Source organism: Asticcacaulis sp. P2_C5, assembly GCF_056404555.1.
Genome location: NZ_JBFUDU010000002.1, coordinates 1 through 20641, shown reverse-complemented (window position 1 = coordinate 20641; position 20641 = coordinate 1). Strand labels below are relative to the sequence as shown.

At 60.8% G+C, this 20641-nt stretch carries 21 protein-coding genes and 1 pseudogene; 10 read left to right on the top strand and 12 right to left on the bottom strand.

Going from position 1 to position 20641, the window contains the following annotated elements; genetic code table 11:
* Positions 1-194 precede the first annotated feature (194 nt).
* From AC1DXO_RS03775 to AC1DXO_RS03765, 3 genes are all read right to left on the bottom strand, one after another.
* Positions 195-1016 carry a hypothetical protein gene (locus AC1DXO_RS03775; RefSeq protein WP_476976758.1) on the bottom strand — a complete coding sequence of 274 codons (822 nt, stop codon included), beginning with the start codon at positions 1014-1016 and terminating at the stop codon, positions 195-197.
* Positions 1017-1024: 8 nt separating this feature from the next.
* Positions 1025-1549 (bottom strand): PadR family transcriptional regulator, encoded by a 525-nt coding sequence (locus AC1DXO_RS03770; RefSeq protein ID WP_476976757.1) that lies wholly within the window; start codon positions 1547-1549, stop codon positions 1025-1027.
* An 89-nt stretch (positions 1550-1638) separates the two neighbouring features.
* Positions 1639-2043 (bottom strand): diacylglycerol kinase family protein, encoded by a 405-nt coding sequence (locus AC1DXO_RS03765; protein WP_476976756.1) that lies wholly within the window; start codon positions 2041-2043, stop codon positions 1639-1641.
* A gap of 424 nt (positions 2044-2467) precedes the next feature.
* On the opposite strand from AC1DXO_RS03765, the gene AC1DXO_RS03760 reads away from it, so the two are divergent.
* Positions 2468-3829 carry an OmpA family protein gene (locus tag AC1DXO_RS03760; RefSeq protein WP_476976755.1) on the top strand — a complete coding sequence of 454 codons (1362 nt, stop codon included), beginning with the start codon at positions 2468-2470 and terminating at the stop codon, positions 3827-3829.
* A gap of 448 nt (positions 3830-4277) precedes the next feature.
* On the opposite strand, the gene AC1DXO_RS03755 is transcribed toward AC1DXO_RS03760, so the two are convergent.
* Entirely contained in the window at positions 4278-4892 is a 615-nt protein-coding gene (locus tag AC1DXO_RS03755) for an SCO family protein (protein WP_476976754.1), read from the bottom strand.
* Between the two features lie 38 nt (positions 4893-4930).
* On the opposite strand from AC1DXO_RS03755, the gene AC1DXO_RS03750 reads away from it, so the two are divergent.
* Together AC1DXO_RS03750 and AC1DXO_RS03745 are read left to right on the top strand one after the other, a co-directional pair.
* Positions 4931-6322: an ActS/PrrB/RegB family redox-sensitive histidine kinase gene (locus AC1DXO_RS03750; RefSeq protein WP_476976753.1), complete on the top strand. Its 1392-nt coding sequence runs from the start codon at positions 4931-4933 to the stop codon at positions 6320-6322.
* Positions 6323-6395: 73 nt separating this feature from the next.
* Positions 6396-6932: an ActR/PrrA/RegA family redox response regulator transcription factor gene (locus AC1DXO_RS03745; protein ID WP_476977219.1), complete on the top strand. Its 537-nt coding sequence runs from the start codon at positions 6396-6398 to the stop codon at positions 6930-6932.
* A gap of 297 nt (positions 6933-7229) precedes the next feature.
* On the opposite strand, the gene AC1DXO_RS03740 is transcribed toward AC1DXO_RS03745, so the two are convergent.
* Positions 7230-7832 carry a hypothetical protein gene (locus AC1DXO_RS03740; RefSeq protein WP_476976752.1) on the bottom strand — a complete coding sequence of 201 codons (603 nt, stop codon included), beginning with the start codon at positions 7830-7832 and terminating at the stop codon, positions 7230-7232.
* Positions 7833-7956: 124 nt separating this feature from the next.
* On the opposite strand from AC1DXO_RS03740, the gene AC1DXO_RS03735 reads away from it, so the two are divergent.
* From AC1DXO_RS03735 to AC1DXO_RS03725, 3 genes are all read left to right on the top strand, one after another.
* The gene (locus AC1DXO_RS03735; protein WP_476976751.1) at positions 7957-8265 is read left to right on the top strand and encodes an autorepressor SdpR family transcription factor; all 309 of its coding nucleotides are present in this window, start codon (positions 7957-7959) and stop codon (positions 8263-8265) included.
* Positions 8249-8905: an SdpI family protein gene (locus tag AC1DXO_RS03730; protein WP_476976750.1), complete on the top strand. Its 657-nt coding sequence runs from the start codon at positions 8249-8251 to the stop codon at positions 8903-8905. The genes AC1DXO_RS03735 and AC1DXO_RS03730 overlap by 17 nt, the downstream gene beginning before the upstream one ends.
* Positions 8906-9084: 179 nt before the next feature.
* Complete coding sequence (locus AC1DXO_RS03725; protein WP_476976749.1) at positions 9085-11514, top strand: sensor histidine kinase; 2430 nt, start codon at positions 9085-9087, stop codon at positions 11512-11514.
* Between the two features lie 151 nt (positions 11515-11665).
* On the opposite strand, the gene AC1DXO_RS03720 is transcribed toward AC1DXO_RS03725, so the two are convergent.
* On the bottom strand, positions 11666-12709 hold the full coding sequence (locus AC1DXO_RS03720; RefSeq protein ID WP_476976748.1) for an HPP family protein: 1044 nt from the start codon (positions 12707-12709) through the stop codon (positions 11666-11668).
* Positions 12710-12978: 269 nt separating this feature from the next.
* On the opposite strand from AC1DXO_RS03720, the gene AC1DXO_RS03715 reads away from it, so the two are divergent.
* Complete coding sequence (locus tag AC1DXO_RS03715; RefSeq protein ID WP_476976747.1) at positions 12979-13512, top strand: hypothetical protein; 534 nt, start codon at positions 12979-12981, stop codon at positions 13510-13512.
* 6 nt (positions 13513-13518) lie between these two features.
* Here AC1DXO_RS03715 and AC1DXO_RS03710 read toward each other — a convergent pair.
* Positions 13519-13698 (bottom strand): annotated as a pseudogene (locus AC1DXO_RS03710) (2Fe-2S iron-sulfur cluster-binding family protein); the annotation flags it as partial.
* A gap of 212 nt (positions 13699-13910) precedes the next feature.
* Here AC1DXO_RS03710 and AC1DXO_RS03705 point away from each other — a divergent pair.
* On the top strand, positions 13911-14534 hold the full coding sequence (locus tag AC1DXO_RS03705; protein WP_476976746.1) for a hypothetical protein: 624 nt from the start codon (positions 13911-13913) through the stop codon (positions 14532-14534).
* 6 nt (positions 14535-14540) lie between these two features.
* Here AC1DXO_RS03705 and AC1DXO_RS03700 read toward each other — a convergent pair whose 3' ends face one another.
* The 5 genes from AC1DXO_RS03700 to sdhC all read right to left on the bottom strand — a co-directional run bounded on the left by AC1DXO_RS03700 (position 14541) and on the right by sdhC (position 18394).
* Positions 14541-14861 carry a 2Fe-2S iron-sulfur cluster-binding protein gene (locus AC1DXO_RS03700; protein ID WP_476976745.1) on the bottom strand — a complete coding sequence of 107 codons (321 nt, stop codon included), beginning with the start codon at positions 14859-14861 and terminating at the stop codon, positions 14541-14543.
* A gap of 141 nt (positions 14862-15002) precedes the next feature.
* Positions 15003-15776: a succinate dehydrogenase iron-sulfur subunit gene (locus tag AC1DXO_RS03695; RefSeq protein WP_476976744.1), complete on the bottom strand. Its 774-nt coding sequence runs from the start codon at positions 15774-15776 to the stop codon at positions 15003-15005.
* Between the two features lie 3 nt (positions 15777-15779).
* On the bottom strand, positions 15780-17570 hold the full coding sequence (gene sdhA, locus AC1DXO_RS03690; protein WP_476976743.1) for a succinate dehydrogenase flavoprotein subunit: 1791 nt from the start codon (positions 17568-17570) through the stop codon (positions 15780-15782).
* The gene (gene sdhD, locus AC1DXO_RS03685) at positions 17571-17987 is read right to left on the bottom strand and encodes a succinate dehydrogenase, hydrophobic membrane anchor protein (protein WP_476976742.1); all 417 of its coding nucleotides are present in this window, start codon (positions 17985-17987) and stop codon (positions 17571-17573) included.
* A complete protein-coding gene (gene sdhC / locus AC1DXO_RS03680) occupies positions 17984-18394 on the bottom strand; it encodes a succinate dehydrogenase, cytochrome b556 subunit (RefSeq protein WP_476976741.1) in 411 nt (136 codons plus the stop codon). Before sdhC ends, sdhD begins: the two co-directional genes overlap by 4 nt.
* Before the next feature lie 382 nt (positions 18395-18776).
* Here sdhC and AC1DXO_RS03675 point away from each other — a divergent pair, with 382 nt between their 5' ends.
* Both AC1DXO_RS03675 and mdh read left to right on the top strand, forming a co-directional pair.
* Positions 18777-19247 carry a hypothetical protein gene (locus AC1DXO_RS03675; protein ID WP_476976740.1) on the top strand — a complete coding sequence of 157 codons (471 nt, stop codon included), beginning with the start codon at positions 18777-18779 and terminating at the stop codon, positions 19245-19247.
* 115 nt (positions 19248-19362) lie between these two features.
* Positions 19363-20325, top strand: a complete 963-nt coding sequence (gene mdh / locus AC1DXO_RS03670; RefSeq protein WP_476976739.1) for a malate dehydrogenase — start codon at positions 19363-19365, stop codon at positions 20323-20325.
* Positions 20326-20641 lie beyond the last annotated feature (316 nt).

Genomic DNA, 20641 nt, shown 5'->3' with positions numbered 1-20641 from the left:
ACGAAGCGCAAGCGCTTCAATCCCTTGATTCGCGCGATATAATTCCGGGTAAGGCTGTGAACCGTGTCTTATCTGTGTCCGCGAAGCGGCATCCGTGGCGCCCGAAGCTTTAGCTGAGGGTGATCCGTGGTCCAGTACTTCACGACCGGAAAACTGCGGGCGACAAACCGATCGTTCGAACTCAGCTTAGGCGTTTAAGACGCCTTCGGCTTCATGCCGATCATCCAGATCCAGGCGGCGAGGAAGCCGAACAGGAAGTTGGATGATCCGACCTCCATCAGATGCATCACGCGCACCGGCCACGGCATGAAGCTGGACGGAATGAGAAGTTGTATCGCCATAAAGCCGGAGAAGGCGACACCGGTCAGCAGGGCGCGCGACAGCCGCGGTCCGCTGAGTTGGCGCGCACCGATATAGGCCAGTCCGGCCCAGATCAGGCCGCGTCCGACCTGAAGCAGGGTCAACTGCGGCATGTCGATATGCATGCCCTGCTGGTAGTAGGCACGCACCGCCGCGCCCTGCCAGGCGATCATGGCGCCGGCACCGAAATAGACGACAACATACAACAGGCTGATCAGGACCGCCTTCCACAAATGCCCCGTGAACCGTTCGGGCGTTTCATCGGAACCATGGAACAAAGCTGTTGCGACGACAGTGGCGAGTACGGCCTGGATCAGATTACCCACGGCAATCATCCATAAGGTCGATGTCGCAAGCTTGAGATAGGCGTTGAAATAGACAGCCTCGATCAGCGACAGCACGGTTTGCAGGCAGTAGAAAAAGACCAGAAGATAGATCGTCCGGGTAAGGAAGGGGCCGCGCATTCGGGCTGCCAGGGCCGACAGGATGACGGCAAAAACACCGGTAACGATGGCGAGCGCCTGGGTAAGGTCCAGACCACCGTCATTGAGCATTGTCATGGCCGGCGGATGGAACAGAATTTCAGAGACGAGGCCGCCAAGCACCTGACCGATAAGCAGGGTCAGCCAGACGGCGGCTATCTTAAATACAGGCATAAGCACTTTCATCGGGCATTCTCCTCGTTGAGCTGTTTATAGGCATCGGCCGCCCATTCGGCGGACGCTTCGCTGACTCTCAGACCGTGCTGCACCGCCAGCCGGCTTTGCAGCGGCATGGACTGGTAGAGATCAGCGGCCATGAAGGTTTTGAGGCCGACAACCTGGCTGTGCGCCGCCCTGGCGAAGGACAGCAGGAAGTCAAGCGATAGCTGACGGTTGGGGTGGTCCTGCAGGAAGGCGAAACGCAGCAGGGCAATGTCCCGGCCTTCTGTCGCCGTGACCGGTTCCGTCAGCCAGGCATCGAAGGCCGCCTCGCCGGCAGGGGTAATATGAAAGCGCGTCTTGCTGCCGCCGGACGGTTGGCTTTCGACCATGCCGGTCTTTTCCAGCGACTTGAGCGCCGGATAGATGCTACCCGGGCTGCTGGAGTAACTGCCCATGGGCGTGGTCTCAAAAACCTTGCGCAAGGCATAGCCGCTGCGGGGTTCGCTTCGTATCAATCCTAGTAATGCATAGCCCAGCGGTGTCATTTAGTACGGTCCGTATTAGATTGGATTCATAATACGTATCGTACTAAATGGCAATAGCCCTGTCGTAAAGGCTGTACTACGGTCGGGATTTACAGATAAACCGGGCCGCCCATGACCTTGATCGTCGCCGCGACATAGGGCCACAATGTGATCGCGCCGATCAGGACCGCGGCGACGGCGCAGATGAGGACGGCGCCGGCGGCGATGTCCTTGGCGCGCTTCACGGCGTCGCTGTAGTGGGGCGAGACCACGTCGCAGACATATTCGACGGCCGTATTGAAGGCTTCCGCCACCCACACCATGGCGATCGCGACGATCAACCAGCACCAGTCGCCGGGATCGAGGCGTAGCCAGGCTGCCAAGACAATGGTGCAGACCGTCGCCACGCCATGCAGCCAGGCATTATGCTGGGTACGGAACATGAAGGCGAGGCCCTGGAGGGCATAACCAAAACTGCGTACACGCGACATGACGGAAAATCTGCTGGAGGCCATGGACGGTCTTTCATGAACGGCAACCAGCCCTAACACAGTGCCCCAAAACAACGAAGGCCTCTTACCCGGAGGTAAGAGGCCTGCTGTTAGGCACAATAGCCTGTGTCGGCTCCGTGATAAGAATCCGGAGATGATATACGGACCGAAGCCCGTGAAACATCTATAGCAAAAACGGCGCGGGTGGGCCAATCACGCTTGCGCGACCCACAGGCACGCAAGCGTGATGCGAGCATGGTTTTCGGGAGGACTCCCCCGCCAAGCGAAGACTGTGCCATTTTGCGCCCGTATCGGGCATAACTGCGGCGTAAATGACGCAATGCCGCCCCCATCTTGCCGCATTTGACATAACCGAATTCTCGTAGTTTGACCTTTCTGTTAAGATACAAGTTACCATACTTTTCAGCTATTTATTTTGGAGCGTGTTATGCGCGGAAAAATCGTTGCCGGCCTTGTTTGTGCCCTGTCGCTGGTGGCGGCGGCTGCCTCAGCCCATACGACGCTCGGCTGGTATATTGCCGCCGATGTCGGCGCGCACGACATGGAAAAGGAAAAGCTGTTCGTCCGTGACGTGACGCTGGTTTCGCATACCGAAACGCCGCAGGAATCGTCGTCTTCCAGTTCGAATGAAAAGGTGGTCAGCGGCGCCAACCAGCTTGCGATCACCGATATAAACGAAGACAGCAGCTACACGCTGGATACCCATTCCAAGGGCGCCGCCTTTATCCGCGCCGGTAACCAACTGACGCCGAACTGGCGCGCCGAAATCGAATACGGCCAGCGCCCGGGCGATATCCGCACGGGCATTGCCGGTGATTACAGCAGCGACAGCGAAGACGACAGCTCGGCTGGCCGTGGTACGCTCGACATCACGACCGTCATGTTCAACGTGTTGTACGACATTGCGCCCGAACGCAAACTGCATCCCTATATCGGCGCCGGCCTGGGTGTGGCGCGCGTTGAAACCGACTATACCGGCGCCTATGTCGATCCCAACTACAGCGAGACCTATTCGATCCATGAAAAGAAGACGGTCGGCGCCTATCAGCTGATCGCCGGCCTGGCCTGGTCTGTGTCGGAACATCTCAATGTCGATCTGACCTACCGCTATCTCGAACTGCAAAAGCGCAGCTACGGCGTCCGCGTCGACACCTCCTACTATGACTATTACGACGGTTGCGGCAGCGAATGCGACCGCCACGCCCCGACCAATGCCCGCCTGGCGCCGGCCAATGCCGACTATTACGGTACGACCCTGATCGAGGACACCTACGACGCGCACCTGGCCGGCAAGCTCCGTGACCACAGCCTGACCATCGGTCTGCGTTGGGCCTTCGGCGCCCCGGCGGCCCCCGTCGAGCCCGTCACGTCGTCGATCGTCGAACCGGAGTCGAACAAGACGCCCGCCGATTACAGCTCGCCTGGCCCGGTCGTTGCCCCAATCGCACCTTCGGCTCGCCGCGACTTCACCGTCTACTTCCCGTTCAACAGCGCGATGCCGACCGCCGATGGCCAGGCCATCATGGCCGACGCCGCCCGCCAGGCGACCAGCGAACCCGGCGCTCCGGTTTCCGTGACCGGTCATGCCGACACCTCGGGCGGCGCGGCCTATAACGTCAAGCTGTCGCAAAAGCGGGCTCGCATGGTCGCCGACGGCCTGATCCAGCTGGGTGTGCCGGCCTCGGCTGTGACGACCGACTGGAAGGGCGAGGCCGATCTGGCTGTGCCGACTGGCGATGGCGTCAAGAACGCTGAAAACCGCCGCGCTACCATTCACGTCGGTCAATAGAAACCGGCTGTAGCTTACGGAAAATGACGGGCCGCCTCTGATGAGGCGGCCCTTTTTTCATGATCGCTATAGTAGGACATTGCCTCGCGCCAACGGCTATGGAGACGGGTGTTCCTTCTGCGCTCGGCTACACCTGCGAAGAATTTTCTGATTTTACAGTAATTTTCACCGCGGAAAGCGCCGAAACGCGCACCTGACGGTGCGCTTACGCGGAAAGATGCGGAAATTTAGGGTCTTGCTTCTATCGCGCGCAGCGCTTTTCGTTCCGCGCTTGTGGCAAACTTTGCGAATAGAAGGCGCTTCGCGCGGGCGTTAACATGTCCTAAATTTCGGCGTCTTTCTGACTTTTCCGCGCTTTCCGCGTTAAAAATTGCTGTAGACTCAGCAGATTACGCAGCATTTAAAGCCGCCCACAAACGCCATATCTTCGCCTGGACCCGCAATCGTCCTAACGTCCTGACATAGCGTCCTTGATCAGCTTCGTCATGGTGTCGGCGCCCAGATCATAGGTAAAGGCGCTGTTATAGATACCGTGCGGATCCATCAGATAGACGGCCGTGCTGTGCTGGAAGCTGTAGGTGTCGCCGCTGCCGACGCGCTGGACGGCGGTCCGGTATTCTTTGGCGATCTTGTCGACCTGGGCCTGGGTGCCTGTCAGGCCGATCGTGTCTTTTGGCATGCCGCCGCTCGCCAGATAGGCCTTCAGATTGGCAGGCGTGTCGCGCGCCGGATCGATGGTGACGAAGACGATCTGGAAAGTCTTTGCCTTGTCGCCCAGCTTCTTCTGGACCGCAGCCAGGGTCTGCAGGGTGAACGGACAATAGTCCGGGCAGTAGGTGTAGCCGAAGAAGACCGCCGTCCACTTGCCTTTCAGCATCGCTTCGGTCACCGGATTGCCGTTCTGGTCGACCATGGTGAAGGGTCCACCGGGCTCCAGCCTGGCGTCGATCACAGTGGACGACTGACCCGGCTGGCGGTGCAAGGTGATGTACCAGTTGGCCACGGCGAGACCGATCAGGGCTGTAAAGGCTGTGGCGATGATTGCCAGCCGGAACTTTGTCATCTATCCCACTCCTCTGAGCACAAACCTTTGGATATCCTATGGCGTCCGCTTTAGATGGACTGAGCGCCTTTTTCAATGGACGCAATGACGCAGCGGCCGGCGGCCTGGTGCAGGAGAAGGACCACCTGCGCCTGCGCACCCTCGTCATGCTGCGCTGGCTGGCCATACTGGGCCAGACCGCTATGGTGCTGCTGATCGCCTTCGTTTTCGACTATCCGATCCGGCTGTGGCTTAGTCTCAGCATCATCATGGCCAGCGTCTGGCTGAACATCATCCTCACACTCGGACGGCGCTTCGTCCAGCGCATGAAGGGCTGGGAGGCGGCCTTGCAGCTCAGCTTTGACGCCATGCAGCTGGCGCTATTGCTGGCCGTGACCGGCGGGCTGAACAATCCGTTCTGCCTGATGCTGGTGGCGCCGGCGACGGTTGCCGCCGCCAACCTGCCGACACGCCATGCCCTGGCTGTGATCCTGGTCGCCATGGGCGCCAGTATCGCGCTCGCCTTCTGGCATCTCGACCTGCCATGGAAACCGGGCGAAGTCTTCGTCCTGCCCGACGTCTACCGTTACGGCTTCCTCGCCGCCATCCTGCTGGGGATCGTCTTTACCGCCGGCTATGCCTGGCAGGCCGCCCTGGAATCGTCGCGCATGGAACACGCCCTGGCGGCGACCCAGGCCGTTCTGGAACGTGAGCAGCGCCTGTCCGCCCTGGGCGGGCTGGCGGCGGCGGCGGCGCATGAGCTGGGTACGCCGCTCGGCACTATCCAGGTCGTCGCCAAGGAGATGCTGCACAGTCTCAAGGCGACCGATCCGCTGTATGAGGACGCCGAACTGCTGGTGTCGCAGAGCCAGAGGTGCCGCGACATCTTGAAGGCCCTGTCGCAGAAACCCGAGACGCGCGACTCCGTCTATGACCAGATGCCCGTGCGCGCCTTCCTGGAAAGCATAGCCGCACCCTATCGCAAGGACCGCAAGGACATCGTCATCGACATCCTGCGCGACGGGGCGCCGGCCGGGCCCGAAATCGAGCCTGGCCTGATGATCCTGCGCCGGCCGGAATGGCTGCACGCCTGGGCGGCCTTCGTCGAAAATGCTGTTGATTTCGCCCGGACGACGGTGTGGATGCGCTTCGAGGTGTCGCGGGGTGTCGTTGTGCTGAATATCGAGGACGATGGCGCCGGATTCGCGCCGGACATATTGTCGCGCCTGGGGGACCCCTATATCTCGTCGCGGACCTTCGGCGAGGACGCGCCGAAGGCGGAAGGCCGGTCCTATTCCGGTATGGGGCTTGGGTTTTTCATCGCCAAGACCCTATGCGAACATACCGGCGCACGGGTAACCTTCGGCAATCGCGAAGGTGGCGGCGCCTATGTGCGGGCCTTGTGGCGGCGCGACCAGATGGATATCCTGTGGACGGACGATGCAGCCTGAAAAGTAACTTTATAGGGGCCTGACCATGAATGACGCGGTTGTGAGGGATGTGAAGGCGGCGGTGGCGGCCAGGATGGCGGCCCTGGCCGACAAGACGCTGCTGGTCATGGATGATGACGCGCCGTTCCGCAACCGGCTTGGCCGGGCGCTGGAAGCGCGCGGCTTCGAGGTGACGATGGCCGAGAGCGTGCATGAGGCGATGGAGATTATCGCCAGGGCGCCGCCGGCCTTTGCGGTCATGGATATGCGGCTGGAGGACGGCAGCGGGCTGAAGGCGGTCGAGGCGCTGCACAAGGCGCGGCCGGACGCGCGGGCGATCATGCTGACCGGCTATGGCAATATCGCGACGGCCGTGGCGGCGGTGAAGTCGGGTGCCATCGACTACCTGTCGAAACCGGCCGACGCGGACGATGTGGTCAAGGCCTTGCTGGTGGTCGAGGATGCCGCACCGGTTCCGCCGGAAAATCCGATGTCGGCCGATCGGGTGCGCTGGGAACATATCCAGCGCGTCTATGCCCTGTGCGGGCAGAACGTCTCGGAAACCGCCCGACGTTTGAATATGCATAGGCGCACGTTGCAGCGCATTCTAGCCAAACGGGCGCCGAAGTAGATTCTTACCGCATGCTTTATGCGGTGCTTTCTATCGCGCTCTTTAGAGTTTGGGCGTCTCCGGCTGTGGAAATTTGGATCACGAAAAGCACCAAAATCAGAAAAGCACGAATGGGAGTGGGGAATCCAACTTCGCCCGAAGGGCATTCAATCCAGCTCGCGGCCCTGGCCACACAAAGAAGGCGCTTCGCGCGAAAAACTTAACGCCCTGAATATTCGTGCTTTTCTGATTTTGGTGCTTTTCGTGATCCAAGATTCCACTGTCGAAGACGTGCCGTCACCGCGTTGAACGGACCGGTTACTCGTCAGCGATGACGATTCCCGGATTGTCCGGCGGGATAAAGTCGAACAGCCCGAAGTCCAAAGCCTTTTGCGGGCGAGGGGCGATCATCGGGCTGTTCATCAGGGCTAGCATCTCTTCCGGTGTGAGTTCACCCTTTTTGGCTCGCTTGCGCAGGGAACGCGCGTCGCCGACACCCGAGGAGCGTTGAGCGGCCGGGCCGTCCAGGATCTTCCAGAAGCTGATGGTCAACTGCCACACGCTCTCGCGAGGCGCCGGCGCTTTCAGCCAGCGCTCGCCCTCGGCAAAGACCGGCTGGGAAGACTTGGCGCGTGATCGCGGCGCGTCCTTGATCCGGCAGGTCAGCTTGCAGACGCGGTTCTCGGCTGGCGGCAGGAAGATGTGACCCGGGCGATTGTCCTCGACCAGGCCCTTATAGGCATCGAGCGCATCGCCCTCGTTCTCATAGACCGGACCCAGCGACTGGATGACAAAGGCGACGCGCTTGCTGGCGACGGTTTCGGCCTCTTTCTCGCGCACGGCACGCGCGGCAGCGTCGCCCTGCCGGAACAGGGCGAGGGCCGCATGGGCGTCTTTGGCGACGGGATAGGCTATCAGCATGGCGTGTTCATGTTTTGATCCGTTCGTTTATACCGTAATGTGCAGGCGTGGCAAATTCATTACGCACCATTTGACAGACAGTTTTTAATTTGGTATTTGCCTAAATAACAAATTAGGTAAAGGCATGTCCGAAGTCTACAAAGCTCTGGCCGATCCAACGCGGCGCCGCATTCTGGAAATGCTGCGTGAGAAGGAAATGAACGCCGGCGATATCGCCGACCAGGTCGCCGTCTCGAAACCAACCCTGTCCGGCCATTTCGCCGTTCTCAAGGCGGCCGGCCTTGTCGACGTTACCCGCCAGGGCACCAGCATGATTTATCGTCTCAACACATCGGTGCTGGAAGACGCGATCTTCGCGCTGATGAACGCTTTCAAGGTGGGGCAGGGAGCCGCCACCACAATCGGGGAGGTTTCCGATGCGCCTGAAAAGTGAAAAGCTGATCTGCGCCGGCCTGTGGCTGGCCATGGTCGCGGTGAGTGTCTGGGGTTGGCTGACCCTGCCCGACGCGCCTATGGCAATCCATTTCGGTGCCGAAGGCACGGCCAACGGTTTTGCTCCGCGTGATATCGCCCTGTCCATCATGCCGGGCCTGGCCCTGGCGCTGATGGTCGTATTGTTGTGGTTTATGCCGGCCATCATGCCGAAAAACGCCTCGATCGACCGTTCGGCCGGCGCCTACGGTGCGGTCATGGTCGCGGTCCTGGCCTTGCTGCTGCTCATCCACGGTGTTCTGGTCCTGTCGGCCAAGGGCGCGGAGCTGGACCATCTGCGTATCGTGCATGGTGGCGTCGGAGTTCTGATCGTCATTCTCGGCAACTACCTGCCCAAGACGCGTCTCAACTATATTATGGGCATACGCACGCCATGGACCCTGGCTGATGAACGCGTCTGGGACAAGACCCACCGCTTCGCCGGGCCCCTGTTCGTGTTGGCTGGGTTGGTGGTCGTCGTTGGCGCCTTCCTGCTGACCGGCGTGCATCTGATCATTCTGATGATGGTGGCCGTGACCGTCCCCGCCTTGGTCAGCATCATCTATTCTTACCTTGCAGCGAAAAAGCTGGGGGCAGTCTAAGCGCAATCCGATAAAGTGGATGCCACTTTTCGGTTAAATTGCGCAACAAAACAAAAAGTTAGGGCGAATGACGATTCTACCTATCGTCATTTCGTCCTTGGTTAACGCGCTTTTTAATTATGGCGCGAATCAGGCTACGGTAGGGTCAAGAGTAAAGTGATTCGTACGGAAAGCCTCGAATGGCCCTAGCTTCCATCGCCTATACCGCGGCCGCCGGAGCCATGGCTCTGGCCGTGTCAACGACGTATCTGGCCTGGCGCACGCGGTCAAAACTGGCCAAGGCGCGCGATAGTCTGAAATCCGACCTGTTCGTCAAGGACACCATGCTGAGCGAGCTCGACGCCGCCACATCGGCGTTCGACGAAGCCTTCCTGGCGGTCGAGGGTAATGCCGTGCGCCTGGTGTGGGGCGAGGAAACCCTGAAGGCCTGCGCGGAAGCCCTGGGCGTCAGGGGATTGAGTGACGCAGACCTGGCCCCCCGTATCGTCGAAGCCCTGGGTGAGACCTCGCCTGAAGCGGCGAAAGGTCTGAAGGCTCTGATCGCCGAAGGGCGGTCGTGCCGCTTCGAGGTTTTCGCCGATGCCGCCAACGGCCTGATCGCCGCCAGGCCGTCCGGCCTGACCCTGGTGCTGGAAGGCAAGGCCTCAGGCGCCACGGCGTGGATTCGCCTGGCCATTGCCGGCGCCAAGGCGTCACTGTCGTCAGGCCCCTTCGCCCAGATGGCCGAGCACTTGCCGGCGCCCTGCTGGATCTGCGCCCGTGACGGCCGCATGGTGTGGGCCAACGACGCCTGGCTCAAGGCGACCGAAACGCCGGATCTCGAACACGCACTGAAGGACAGCACGACACTGGATCGCAATGCCGATGCCCTCGTCGCTGACGCGACCGAAAGCCGGGCGCGGCGCGAAGGTTTCCGCTGGCTGACCGTCGGCGGGCAAAGACGCGCCTTCCAGGTCATCGCCGAGCCGTTGAACGAAGCCTATACCTGCGCCTACGCCCTCGATGTGACCGAGGCGGAAGACAGCCGCGAGGCACTGAAGCGCCACGCCAAGGCGCACGACGAAACGCTCGATACCCTGGAAGACGCCGTCGCGATCTTTGGGCCCGAAAAGCAGCTGATGTTCCACAACCGCGCTTTCGAGAAGCTGTGGGAGCTGGAGCCGGCCTGGCTGGCCGAGCGGCCGACCCATGGCGAGTGGCTGGATCGCTTGCGCCAGAAGCGCCGCCTGCCCGAAACCAGCGACTATTCAGGTTTCAAGACGCGCGAATCCGAGTTTTTCGGCTTGACCCACACCGCCGACGACGAGATGTGGACCCTGCCCGACGGCCGATCCCTCCGCGTCGTCCGCCAGCCGCATCCGCTGGGCGGGCTGCTGATCCTGTTTTCCGACAAGACCGGCGAACTGCGTCTGAAGGCCCAGTTCAACAGCCTGATCCAGGTGCAGAAATCGACACTCGATCAATTGAACGATGCCGTTTCGGTCTACGGCAGCGACGGCCGCCTGCGCCTGCGCAACCTCGCCTTTGACCGCTTCTGGAACCTGCGCAGCGACGACATTGCCGCTGTGATGGACTTTGCCAATGTTGCTGAGCTGTGCCTGCCGTTGGTCCACGACCGTGGTTTCTGGGCGGAGTTAAAGGCGCGGGTGACCGATACCGACCCGCTCGCCCGGGCGCCGCAGTTGGGTGAGATCAAGATTTCCGATGGACGCCTGGCCCAGTGGCGCACCCAGCCCCTGCCGGACGGGGCGACCCTGGTGGCGTTTTCCGATATCACGGCGACGCGTGGCCTGGAGAAGGCCATTGTGGCGCGTGACGAGGCGCTGAACGAGTCCGTGCGGTTGAAGCGCGATTTCGTCGCCAATGTGTCTTACGAACTGCGCACACCGCTGACCACGATCGTCGGCTATGCCGACCTGCTGCACGCCCAGAATATCGGCGCGGACACCAAGCAGAAGTCCTATCTCGACTCTATACAGAGCGCGGCCCAGGAGTTGGCGCGCTCGATCGATGACGTTTTGGACATGGCCCAGATCGACGCCGGCGAAATGTCGGTGACGCTGGGCGACGTCCGGTTGCTCGATATCGTAGCCGAGGTCGGAACCCGCCTGGCCGATTCCTTCAAATCGCGTGGCATTCGGTTTGATTATCAGGGCGTGGTCGAAGCCGGCACGGTGCGCGTCGATGGCCGGCGGCTGGGGCAGTGTCTCGATCATCTGCTGGGTAATGCCGTGCGTAATACCAGCCAGGGCGGCACGGTGACGCTGACCGCGCGCAAGGACGGCGATCACCTGGTGCTCGAAGTCGCCTATACCGGTCGCGGCATTCCCTACCACGTCCAGGCCCATATCTTTGACCGTTATATCGGCCGCGAACGTGGCGGTCCGGGGCTGGGTCTTGCCCTGGTCAAGGCGCTGGTCGAGCTGCATGAGGGATGGATTACGCTGGAAAGCGAGCCGAATGAGGGTGCCAGCTTCAAGATTCACCTGCCGAATCAGAGCCAGGCCGGCAGGTCGGACTATGACGATGTGACGTCGGCGAAAACGGCGGTCTCGCGCGGCACCTTGCCGGCCTCCCAGGGCGGTAATGCCGTGGTCGACGTCGCCTGAATCGCCCAGTGGGCTGAATTATGCGCGTTTGAACGCCGAATTATCGCGTTGATACGCGAAAATTCGTCAAGCATTGATTAATAAAGGGTTAATATTGGCATTGATTCACGATAATGTGAATCAATGTTGATTCCTGTGATCAAATACCGTCTTAACCATTATGGAAGAGGGCGCGCATGATGTCCGACCGGCTGATAATGCCCTTTAGCTGGCGCTGGGCGTCGACGACCAGGACATGTCCCTTATGCTCCGAAAGCCTGGGCAGGATATCGGCCACGGGGTCACCGGCGGCGGCAGTGACAAAATCCTGGCCGATATAGGCCGAGGCATTGCCGGCGGGATCGGCCGGCAGGTATTTGATAGCGCCGACCAGTTGCTGCTGGGCGCCGGTGACCGGCAGGATTTTCAAATTGTTACGCGCCATGACATGGCTGGCGACGACGGCGCGTGAACTGGCTTCGACGCTCTTGACGGGCCGCATCATGATCTGCTCACAGGTCAGGCCCTTCGCCATGCGGCGGTAGGCCTGCATCTCGGTGTGCGCGATCAGCTGTTTGATATCTTCGCGGCTGATATCGAGAATCTGGTCGTGGGCACGCAAGGCCGATTCCAGGTCTTCCGGGTCGAAACGGTGCAGGGCCAGGCTTTCCGCGCCGCGGCGGATGCGCTGGCGCTGTGGATAGACATGGCCGGTCAACTTGTGAAACAGGATAGCCGTGGCGACCAACAGGACGGCGCTGGTTATGACCGGGAACAGGATGAAGGCCGGGTCGTCAGTCTGCGACAGGACGATAAACAGCGCGGTTCCGCCGCCGGATGGGTGGAGGGCGCGCAGCGACAGCATCAGGCCCGCAGCGACGGCTACGGCGGCCGCTGCACCGAGCGTCGTGTGGCCGAAGACATAGAAGGCGACTAGGCCTGAGAGAGCGGACAGGGCGTGGCCGCCGACCACCGACCACGGCTGGGCCAGCGGTGAGCCCGGCACGGCAAAAATCTGGACCGCCGAGGCGCCGAGCGGGGCCATTAGCCACCAGTGCAGATGATACTGGTCCTGGGCTACGCCGCAGATCGCCGCGGTCAGGGCCATGCCGACAAATACACCCAGTGTAATGACCAGGCATTGGCGGACGGTCAGGCCGGAATCGGCCGGCCAGAAGAGATCGAGCCAATTGGGCAGGCTTATACGGGGCAGCATTTTTGGCAGCAGGCTAAGGGGCTTTGACGCCCTGGACATGTTTGATCTGCCGTCGCGCGCGGTCGAAGTCAACATATGGCTGACCCCGGGCGCTGCGATCCTGTTAATACTCTACTCATACTTATCCACCGCATTAGCGGCATGACGCGCCCCCTGGCGATCCAAATTCAAGCATCAGGCGAATCGCCCGGTTTGGCAAGGGGCGCGGTCAAGCGCAAATCGACAGACAGTATGACGTGTGTTACCATTCGGAAACTGAGGGGTGGACAATGAAATCTGTATTTATGGCCCTGAGCCTGGTGTGGGTAATGGTGGCCGCAGGGTCGATCGCTGGCAACGCGATGGCGGGTCCGCCGTGGCCCGGCGACGCCGAACTGGACGGCTGGAAGGCAGACATGGTGGCTGCTTGTGGGGCTGAGGCTGCTTCGGTGCAGATTGCCCATTTTGATATCAATGAAGACGGACAGCCCGACACGATTTGCCTGCGCAATTTCAAGGTCGCGACCTATGGCGAATTTGTCGATGTTGCGGCGCGGGTGCGTAATGGCAATCAGGAGCAGCGCGCCTATATCATTTTGCCGGTCAGCGCAGGGGTACAATCGGCGGTGTGTACGGCAGACAATGGCTTTACCATTGAAGAGACGCACTGGACTCTCGAAGACTTGGCATATGTCTATGACGACCCAACCAAAGGACGTCCTGTGTCGATCACGTTAGCGGGTAGTGACTGCGATCCGCCGTGGCTGTTCTGGCCCAAGGACGCCATTGGCGAAGAGGTTCAGTTCGACTTTGCCCGGATGTGATGCCGGTCAGTGCTGGTTTTCCGGCATACGCACGATCAGTCCGTCGAGAGCATCGTTGACAAGGATCTGGCACGACAACCGCGAGGTCGGCTGCAGGTCATTGGCGAAGTCGAGCATCGATTCTTCCATGACGGACGCCTTGCCCGTTTTGTCCGCCCAGGCGTCGTCGACATAGACGTGGCAGGTTTATACGGGGCGGCATTTTCGGCAGCAGGATATCGGGTTTCGATGCCCGGACAGACTTAAAATCCACCGCGGTTGCGGCATGACGCGCCCCCTGGCGATCCTCGGATTCAAGCATCAGGGGAATCGCCGGTTTGGCAAGATCTGCGTCGGCGGCGCGCCAATCGACAGGCGGTGTGGGGTATGTTACGGTTTCCAACGTATTGGGGTGGGACATGAGAAAGCTTTTCGCGTGGCTATGTCTTTTGGCGGGGCTTTTCGTTATCGGCCTTGTAGGCGTCATCTACTCGAAAGCCGTTAGTCCTCAAACCTTCCCGCCTAACCTGATGGCTGCAGGTGATGTGTCGTCCGGCGCCACGACCGAGACGGCCAGTAGCCCTGCGCCGGTAGCTGAACCGTCCGAGGCCGATCTTGCAGCCTGGAAGGCACAGATGACAGCTGCCTGTGCCGCGCCGGACGCTTCGGTTCAGGTCACGCATTTCGACATCAACCAGGACAAGCGCCCCGATACCATCTGCCTGCGCAGCTTCAAAGTGGCGCCCTACGGCGAATATGTCGATGTCCAGGCCCGGGTACATAGCAGCGGTCAAGACCAGACCGCCTATATTCTGCTGCCTGTCGACGGTGGACGCCAAGTGGCCGTGTGCATGGCCGAAAAGGGGTACGCTCTTGAGGAAACCTCATGGGAGCCAGGCGCCCTTAAGGATTTGCTCGGCAGTGATGTCGATCTGCGTCCCGTTTCCATCACCGTGGCTGGCGGGAATTGTGATCCGCCATGGCTGTTCTGGCCCAAGGACGCTAAAGGGGATGAAGTTCAGTTCGACTTTGCCCGGATGTGATGCCGGTCAGTGCTGGTTTTCCGGCATGCGCACGATCAGGCCGTCGAGAGCGTCATTGACCAGGATCTGGCACGACAACCGCGAGGTCGGCTGCAGGTCATTGGCGAAGTCGAGCATCGATTCTTCCATGACGGACGCCTTGCCCGTTTTGTCTGCCCAGGCGTCGTCGACATAGACGTGGCAGGTGGCGCAGGCACAGGCGCCGCCGCAATCGGCATCTATGCCCGGGATGTTGTTCTTGACCGCGCCTTCCATGACGCTCTGGCCGGTCTTGACCTCGATGACGTGTTCGCGGCCGGTATGTTCGATATAGGTGATCTTAGCCATAGTCGTGAAGGTCCTGCGCCACGCGCGAAGCGCTAACTAAAAAGTAAAAATTTTCGACAGGCCGCCCTTAGAAAATTTTTTCGATATTGGCCCATGAAAAAGTACACTGAGGCGGAACGCCGAAGGACTTTTTCGTGAGTTTCACTTGGCGGGCATCATTTTCTTGATTTCGGCGATGGCCTTGGCGGGGTTGAGTCCCTTGGGGCAAACCTGGGCGCAGTTCATGATGGTGTGGCAGCGATAGAGCTTGAAGGGGTCTTCAAGCGCTTCGAGGCGAGTCTTGGTGGCTTCGTCGCGCGAGTCGGCCAGCCAGCGATAGGATTGCAGCAGGGCCGCCGGGCCGAGATACTTGTCCTGGTTCCACCAGTAGCTGGGGCACGAGGTCGAGCAGCAGGCGCACAGAATGCATTCATACAGGCCATCGAGCTTGTCGCGGCTCTTCGGCGTCTGCAGGCGTTCCTTTTCCGGGTCAGGCGTCTTGGACTGCAGCCACGGCTCGATCGAGGCGTATTGGTTGTAGAAGCCCGTCAGGTCAGGGACCAGATCCTTGACGACCGGCATGTGCGGTAGGGGCGCGATGGTGATCTCGCCCGAAAACTCGTCGTGGCCCTTGATGCAGGCCAGGGTGTTGCGGCCGCCGATATTCATGGCGCATGAGCCGCAGATGCCTTCGCGGCACGAGCGGCGAAACGCCAGGGTCGAGTCGACATTGTTCTTGATGTAGATCAGCGAGTCGAGCAGCATCGGACCGTGATCCGCCGTGTCGACCTCATAGGTGTCCCAGCGCGGATTTTCGCCGCTGTCCGGATCGAAGCGGTAGATCTTGTAGGTGCGCGTGGTCTTGGTCCGCTTGGCCGCCTTGTAGCGCTTGCCGGATTTGACTTGCGAATTCTTGGGAAGGGTAAGCTCGACCATGGCTCAGTACACTCTGGCTTTGGGGGCGATATAGGCGATATCGTTGGTCATGGTATAGGTATGGACCGGACGATAATCGATGGTGGTCTTGCCCGAGGTGAGGTCGACCCAGGTCAGGGTGTGCTTCATCCAGGTGTCGTCATTGCGCGCCGGGAAGTCCTCGCGGGCGTGAGCGCCACGGCTTTCCTGGCGATTGAGCGCCGAATCGACCGTGACCACGGCCTGGGCGATCAGGTTGTCATATTCCAGCGCCTCGACCAGGTCGGTGTTCCAGATCATGCCGCGATCGGTGATGCCGATATCGGATGACGCCTTGTAGATCTCGGCTAGGCGGTTGCTGCCCTGCTGCAGGGTCTCGCCGGTGCGGAAGACGGCGGCGTCTTCCTGCATGGCGTGCTGCATCTTGTCGCGCAATACGGCGGTCGGGGTCTTGCCTGAAGCGTTGCGGAAGCGGTCGAGGCGATCGAGATGGGCCTGTACGGTGGTGGCCGGCAGTTCCTTGTGGGGGGTGTTCGGCTTGACCAGTTCCTTGGCGCGCAGGCCCGACGCACGGCCGAAGACGACCAGGTCGATCAGCGAGTTGGAACCCAGTCGGTTGGCGCCGTGGACCGAGACGCAAGCCGCTTCGCCCACCGCCATCAGGCCGGGAACGACGCTGTCGGCATTGCCGTTCTTCAGTGTGAGGACCTCGCCGTGATAATTGGTCGGGATGCCGCCCATATTGTAGTGGACAGTCGGGATGACCGGAATCGGTTCCTTGGTCACGTCGACGCCGGCGAAGATCTTGGCCGATTCCGAGATGCCGGGCAGGCGCTTGTGCAGGATTTCCGGCGGCAGGTGGTCGAGGTGCAGGTGGATGTGGTCCTTCTTGGGACCGACACCGCGGCCTTCGCGAATTTCCATGGTCATGGAGCGCGAAACAACGTCGCGCGACGCCAGGTCCTTGGCCGATGGGGCATAGCGTTCCATGAAGCGTTCGCCGGCCGAATTGGTCAGGTAGCCGCCTTCGCCACGTGCGCCTTCGGTGATCAGGCAGCCGGAGCCGTAGATGCCGGTCGGGTGAAACTGGACGAATTCCATGTCCTGAAGCGGCAGGCCGGCGCGCAGCACCATGGCATTGCCGTCGCCGGTGCAGGTATGGGCCGAGGTCGCCGAGAAATAGGCGCGGCCATAGCCGCCGGTGGCGAGAATCACAAGGTGGGCGCGGAAGACGTGGATGTCGCCGGTGTCGAGCTGCCAGGCGGTGACGCCGCGGCAGGTATCCCCATCCATGATCAGGTCGAGCGCGAAATATTCGATGAAGAATTCGACGTCGTTGCGCAGGGACTGGCCGTAGAGGGTGTGCAGGATAGCGTGACCGGTGCGGTCGGCGGCGGCGCAGGTGCGCTGCACCGGGCCTTCGCCGAAATTCTTGGTCATGCCGCCGAACGGACGCTGGTAGATCTTGCCGTCGTCGGTGCGGGAAAAAGGCACGCCCCAGTGTTCCAGTTCATAGACGGCTTCGGGGGCGTTACGGACCAGATATTCGATGGCGTCCTGGTCGCCCAGCCAGTCCGACCCCTTGACGGTGTCGTACATGTGCCATTGCCACTTGTCCTCGCCCATATTACCCAGGCTGGCCGCGACGCCGCCCTGGGCGGCGACTGTGTGCGAACGAGTCGGGAAAACCTTGGTGATGCAGGCGGTCTTCAGCCCGGCCTGGCCGGCGCCCAGGGCGGCGCGCAGGCCGGAACCACCGGCGCCGACGACGACGACATCGTAGTCGTGATTGATGATATTGTAGGGTTTGGTCATTTACGCCCCCTGGGTCGCATGGGTGGCGAACTGCGGCAGCACATAGGGCAGCAGCAGGGCGCCAAGGCCGGCGACCAGGACGACGGCGCACAGCAGGAAAACAAGAAACAGAAGCAAGCCGCGCGTGCCGGGCTTGCCGATATAGTCGTCGATAATGACCTTCAGGCCCATATACATGTGCCAGACGCAAACCAGCAGGGTCAGGCCCAGAATGCTGGCATTGGCCGGCTTCGTGACGAAGGCGATGGCGGCATCGAAACCGCCGCCGGCCAGTCTGTAGGCGACCCAGACGCACCAGGCGGTCAGAGGAATAAGGGCGAGCGAAGTGAAGCGTTCGGCCAGCCATTCACCGGCGCCGTGCTTTTCAGAAACCTTCCAGGCCTTGGCGGAGCGGGAGACGTCGAGATCGTGGCTCATCCGATATGGACCTTTCCGGTGGCGAACAGGGCAGCCCAGAAGGCGATGGTCAGGGCGACGCCCAGCAGCATGGTCCAGGTGGCGAGCGCATCGGCCTTCTTCGGCTCGAACGACGCACCGGTGTCCCATATCAGGTGACGCAGACCACCGGTCAGGTGGACGAAACCGGCCAGGGACAGGCCGAACCAAACCAACAGGCCCAGCGGTGAGGCGGCGTACTGGATAAAGACGGTATAGGCCTCACGACCGAGCGCCAGGCAGGCCAGCCAGGCGGCGACCAGTATGACGCCGGCGACGGCGGCGGAGCCCGTGACGCGATGCAGGATCGAGCTGAGCATGGTGACATGCCAGCGCCAGATCTGGAGGTGAGGAGACAGCGGCCGGGGCGGCGGCAGAGATTGGGACATGCAATCGGGCCTTACAACTATCTGCACGAACGGCTGTCCGTAGCAGCGGGCATTACATTTGCGGGTCTTTTAGACCCTGAGAACGTGGAGTCAATCAGGCTTTGCATCGCAACATGCATTTGGCGGCGACTGTGGCGGCGAGCTTATGTTCACGCAGGCTTGACCGCAACAACCGAATTGATTCCTGATTTGCCCATTCTTCGACAAAATCCTGTTGTTCACTCATGAGGTGAAAGAAATCTTAAGAACCCCATGTTGAGGTCATAGTGGTACGCGGCGGCGGTACCGTGCCACATATATCTCGAGGTTCCTCAGGTCACGTCTGTTTTCCGTTATTCTGTCTTCATGTGCGAGTAAATCCCAAGTGTTGCATGCCCTGATCATGTCCGCCGCGCTCCTGGCGCAAGACGCCGTTCCTGCCGGTGCGCCCTCCGCTGCGGTCACCGTCAACGACTATCATCGAGACTATGAGCCGCCCAAGGGTGATTCCGAGCGCCAGTATGATTCACGGATTGCCCAGGCTATGTCGGCCAGGGAAGGCCAGATGGAAGGCTCGTGGCTGGTTTCGAGCTCCGACGGCCGCAAGCTTATCAGCCTGGAACTGCGCGGCGGCACGGGCCAGATCGAAGGCGCCTGGCGCTCGGCCCAGGCCAGCTATGGGCTGAACGGCTCGGGCTTCGTGTCCGATGTCAGCCTGACGGGCCGCGAGCTGGAGATCAATTATTTCGTCGGCTCGGCGCATTCGCCGATCATTCTCCAGCTGCACAAGGACAGTAGCGGCCAGTGGCGCGGCACGCAGATGAATGTCGCCGGCGACCTGACGCCGGTGGTGCTGACCCGCACGGGGTCCTGACGCCGGCAAAATAGACTCGCTTTTGATTGCATTGCAGCGAAGGCTTGCGCCCAACCCGTTTAGGGATTAGATCGCAGCGATAATTTCTGGCGCAATTGTATGAAGGGGAGTTCCCATGGCGCGTGCGAAGATTGCTTTGATTGGTGCGGGTATGATCGGGGGCACTCTGGCCCATATCGCCGCGCGTGAAGAATTGGGCGATGTCGTCCTGTTCGACATCATGGAAGGCACCCCCCAGGGCAAGGCGCTCGATATCGCCGAAGCCACCGCCGTCTTCGGCAAGGACGTGTCGCTGAAGGGCGCCAATTCCTACGCCGATATAGCCGACGCCGATGTCTGTATCGTCACCGCCGGCGTGCCGCGCAAGCCGGGCATGAGCCGCGACGACCTGCTGGGCATTAACCTGAAGGTCATGAAGGCCGTCGGCGAGGGCATCAAGACCTACGCTCCCAACGCCTTCGTTATCTGCATCACCAACCCGCTCGACGCCATGGTGTGGGCGCTGCGCGAATTCTCGGGCTTGCCGCACAAGAAGGTCGTCGGCATGGCCGGCGTCCTCGACTCGGCGCGTTTCGCCTACTTCCTGTCGGAAAAGACCGGTGTGTCGGTCGAAGACATCCACGCCTGGACCCTGGGCGGTCATGGTGACGATATGGTGCCGATGGTGCGCCATTCGACCATAGCCGGCCTGCCCCTGCCGGAAGTCGTGGCGCAGGGCTGGATCTCCCAGGACGAACTCGACGCCATCGTCAAGCGGACGCGCGGCGGCGGCGGCGAAATCGTCGCCCTGCTGAAGACCGGCTCGGCCTTCTATGCCCCGGCCGAATCGGCTATCGCCATGGCGACCTCCTACCTGAAGGACAAGAAGCGCGTCCTGCCGTGCGCCGCTTATCTGTCGGGCGAATACGGCCTGCGCGGCCTCTATGTCGGCGTGCCGGTGATGATCGGCAAGGACGGCGCGGAGAAGATCGTGCAGTTCTCGGTCAATGACGACGAACGCGCCATGTTCGCCAAGTCGGTCGAAAGCGTCCAGGGCCTGATTGCGGCCTGTAAGACGATCGATCCCTCGCTGGCGTAGTTGTAAAGCTGTCAGGCAATTTTCTTTACTTCGACATGTTTTTGGTGTGTCATCAAAGCACAGAGGTTGACTGGCTGAGATAGCTTCTCCCACCTGTCGCAAGATGGGTTCACGCGCAACGCGGTACAATCAAGAGGTTGCCAGACGCTGAAAGGGCTCCGCAAGGAGCCCTTTTCTGTTTTAGCGTTACACACGCATGCAAAGTAAAATTATACCTCAAATTAGAACGCGTATCAACGACTACGCTTTAATGTATGGCTTATACCAATAGCCCCCGACTTTTACACGCTTTCGCCCACCCCGTTTACGGGGAGGG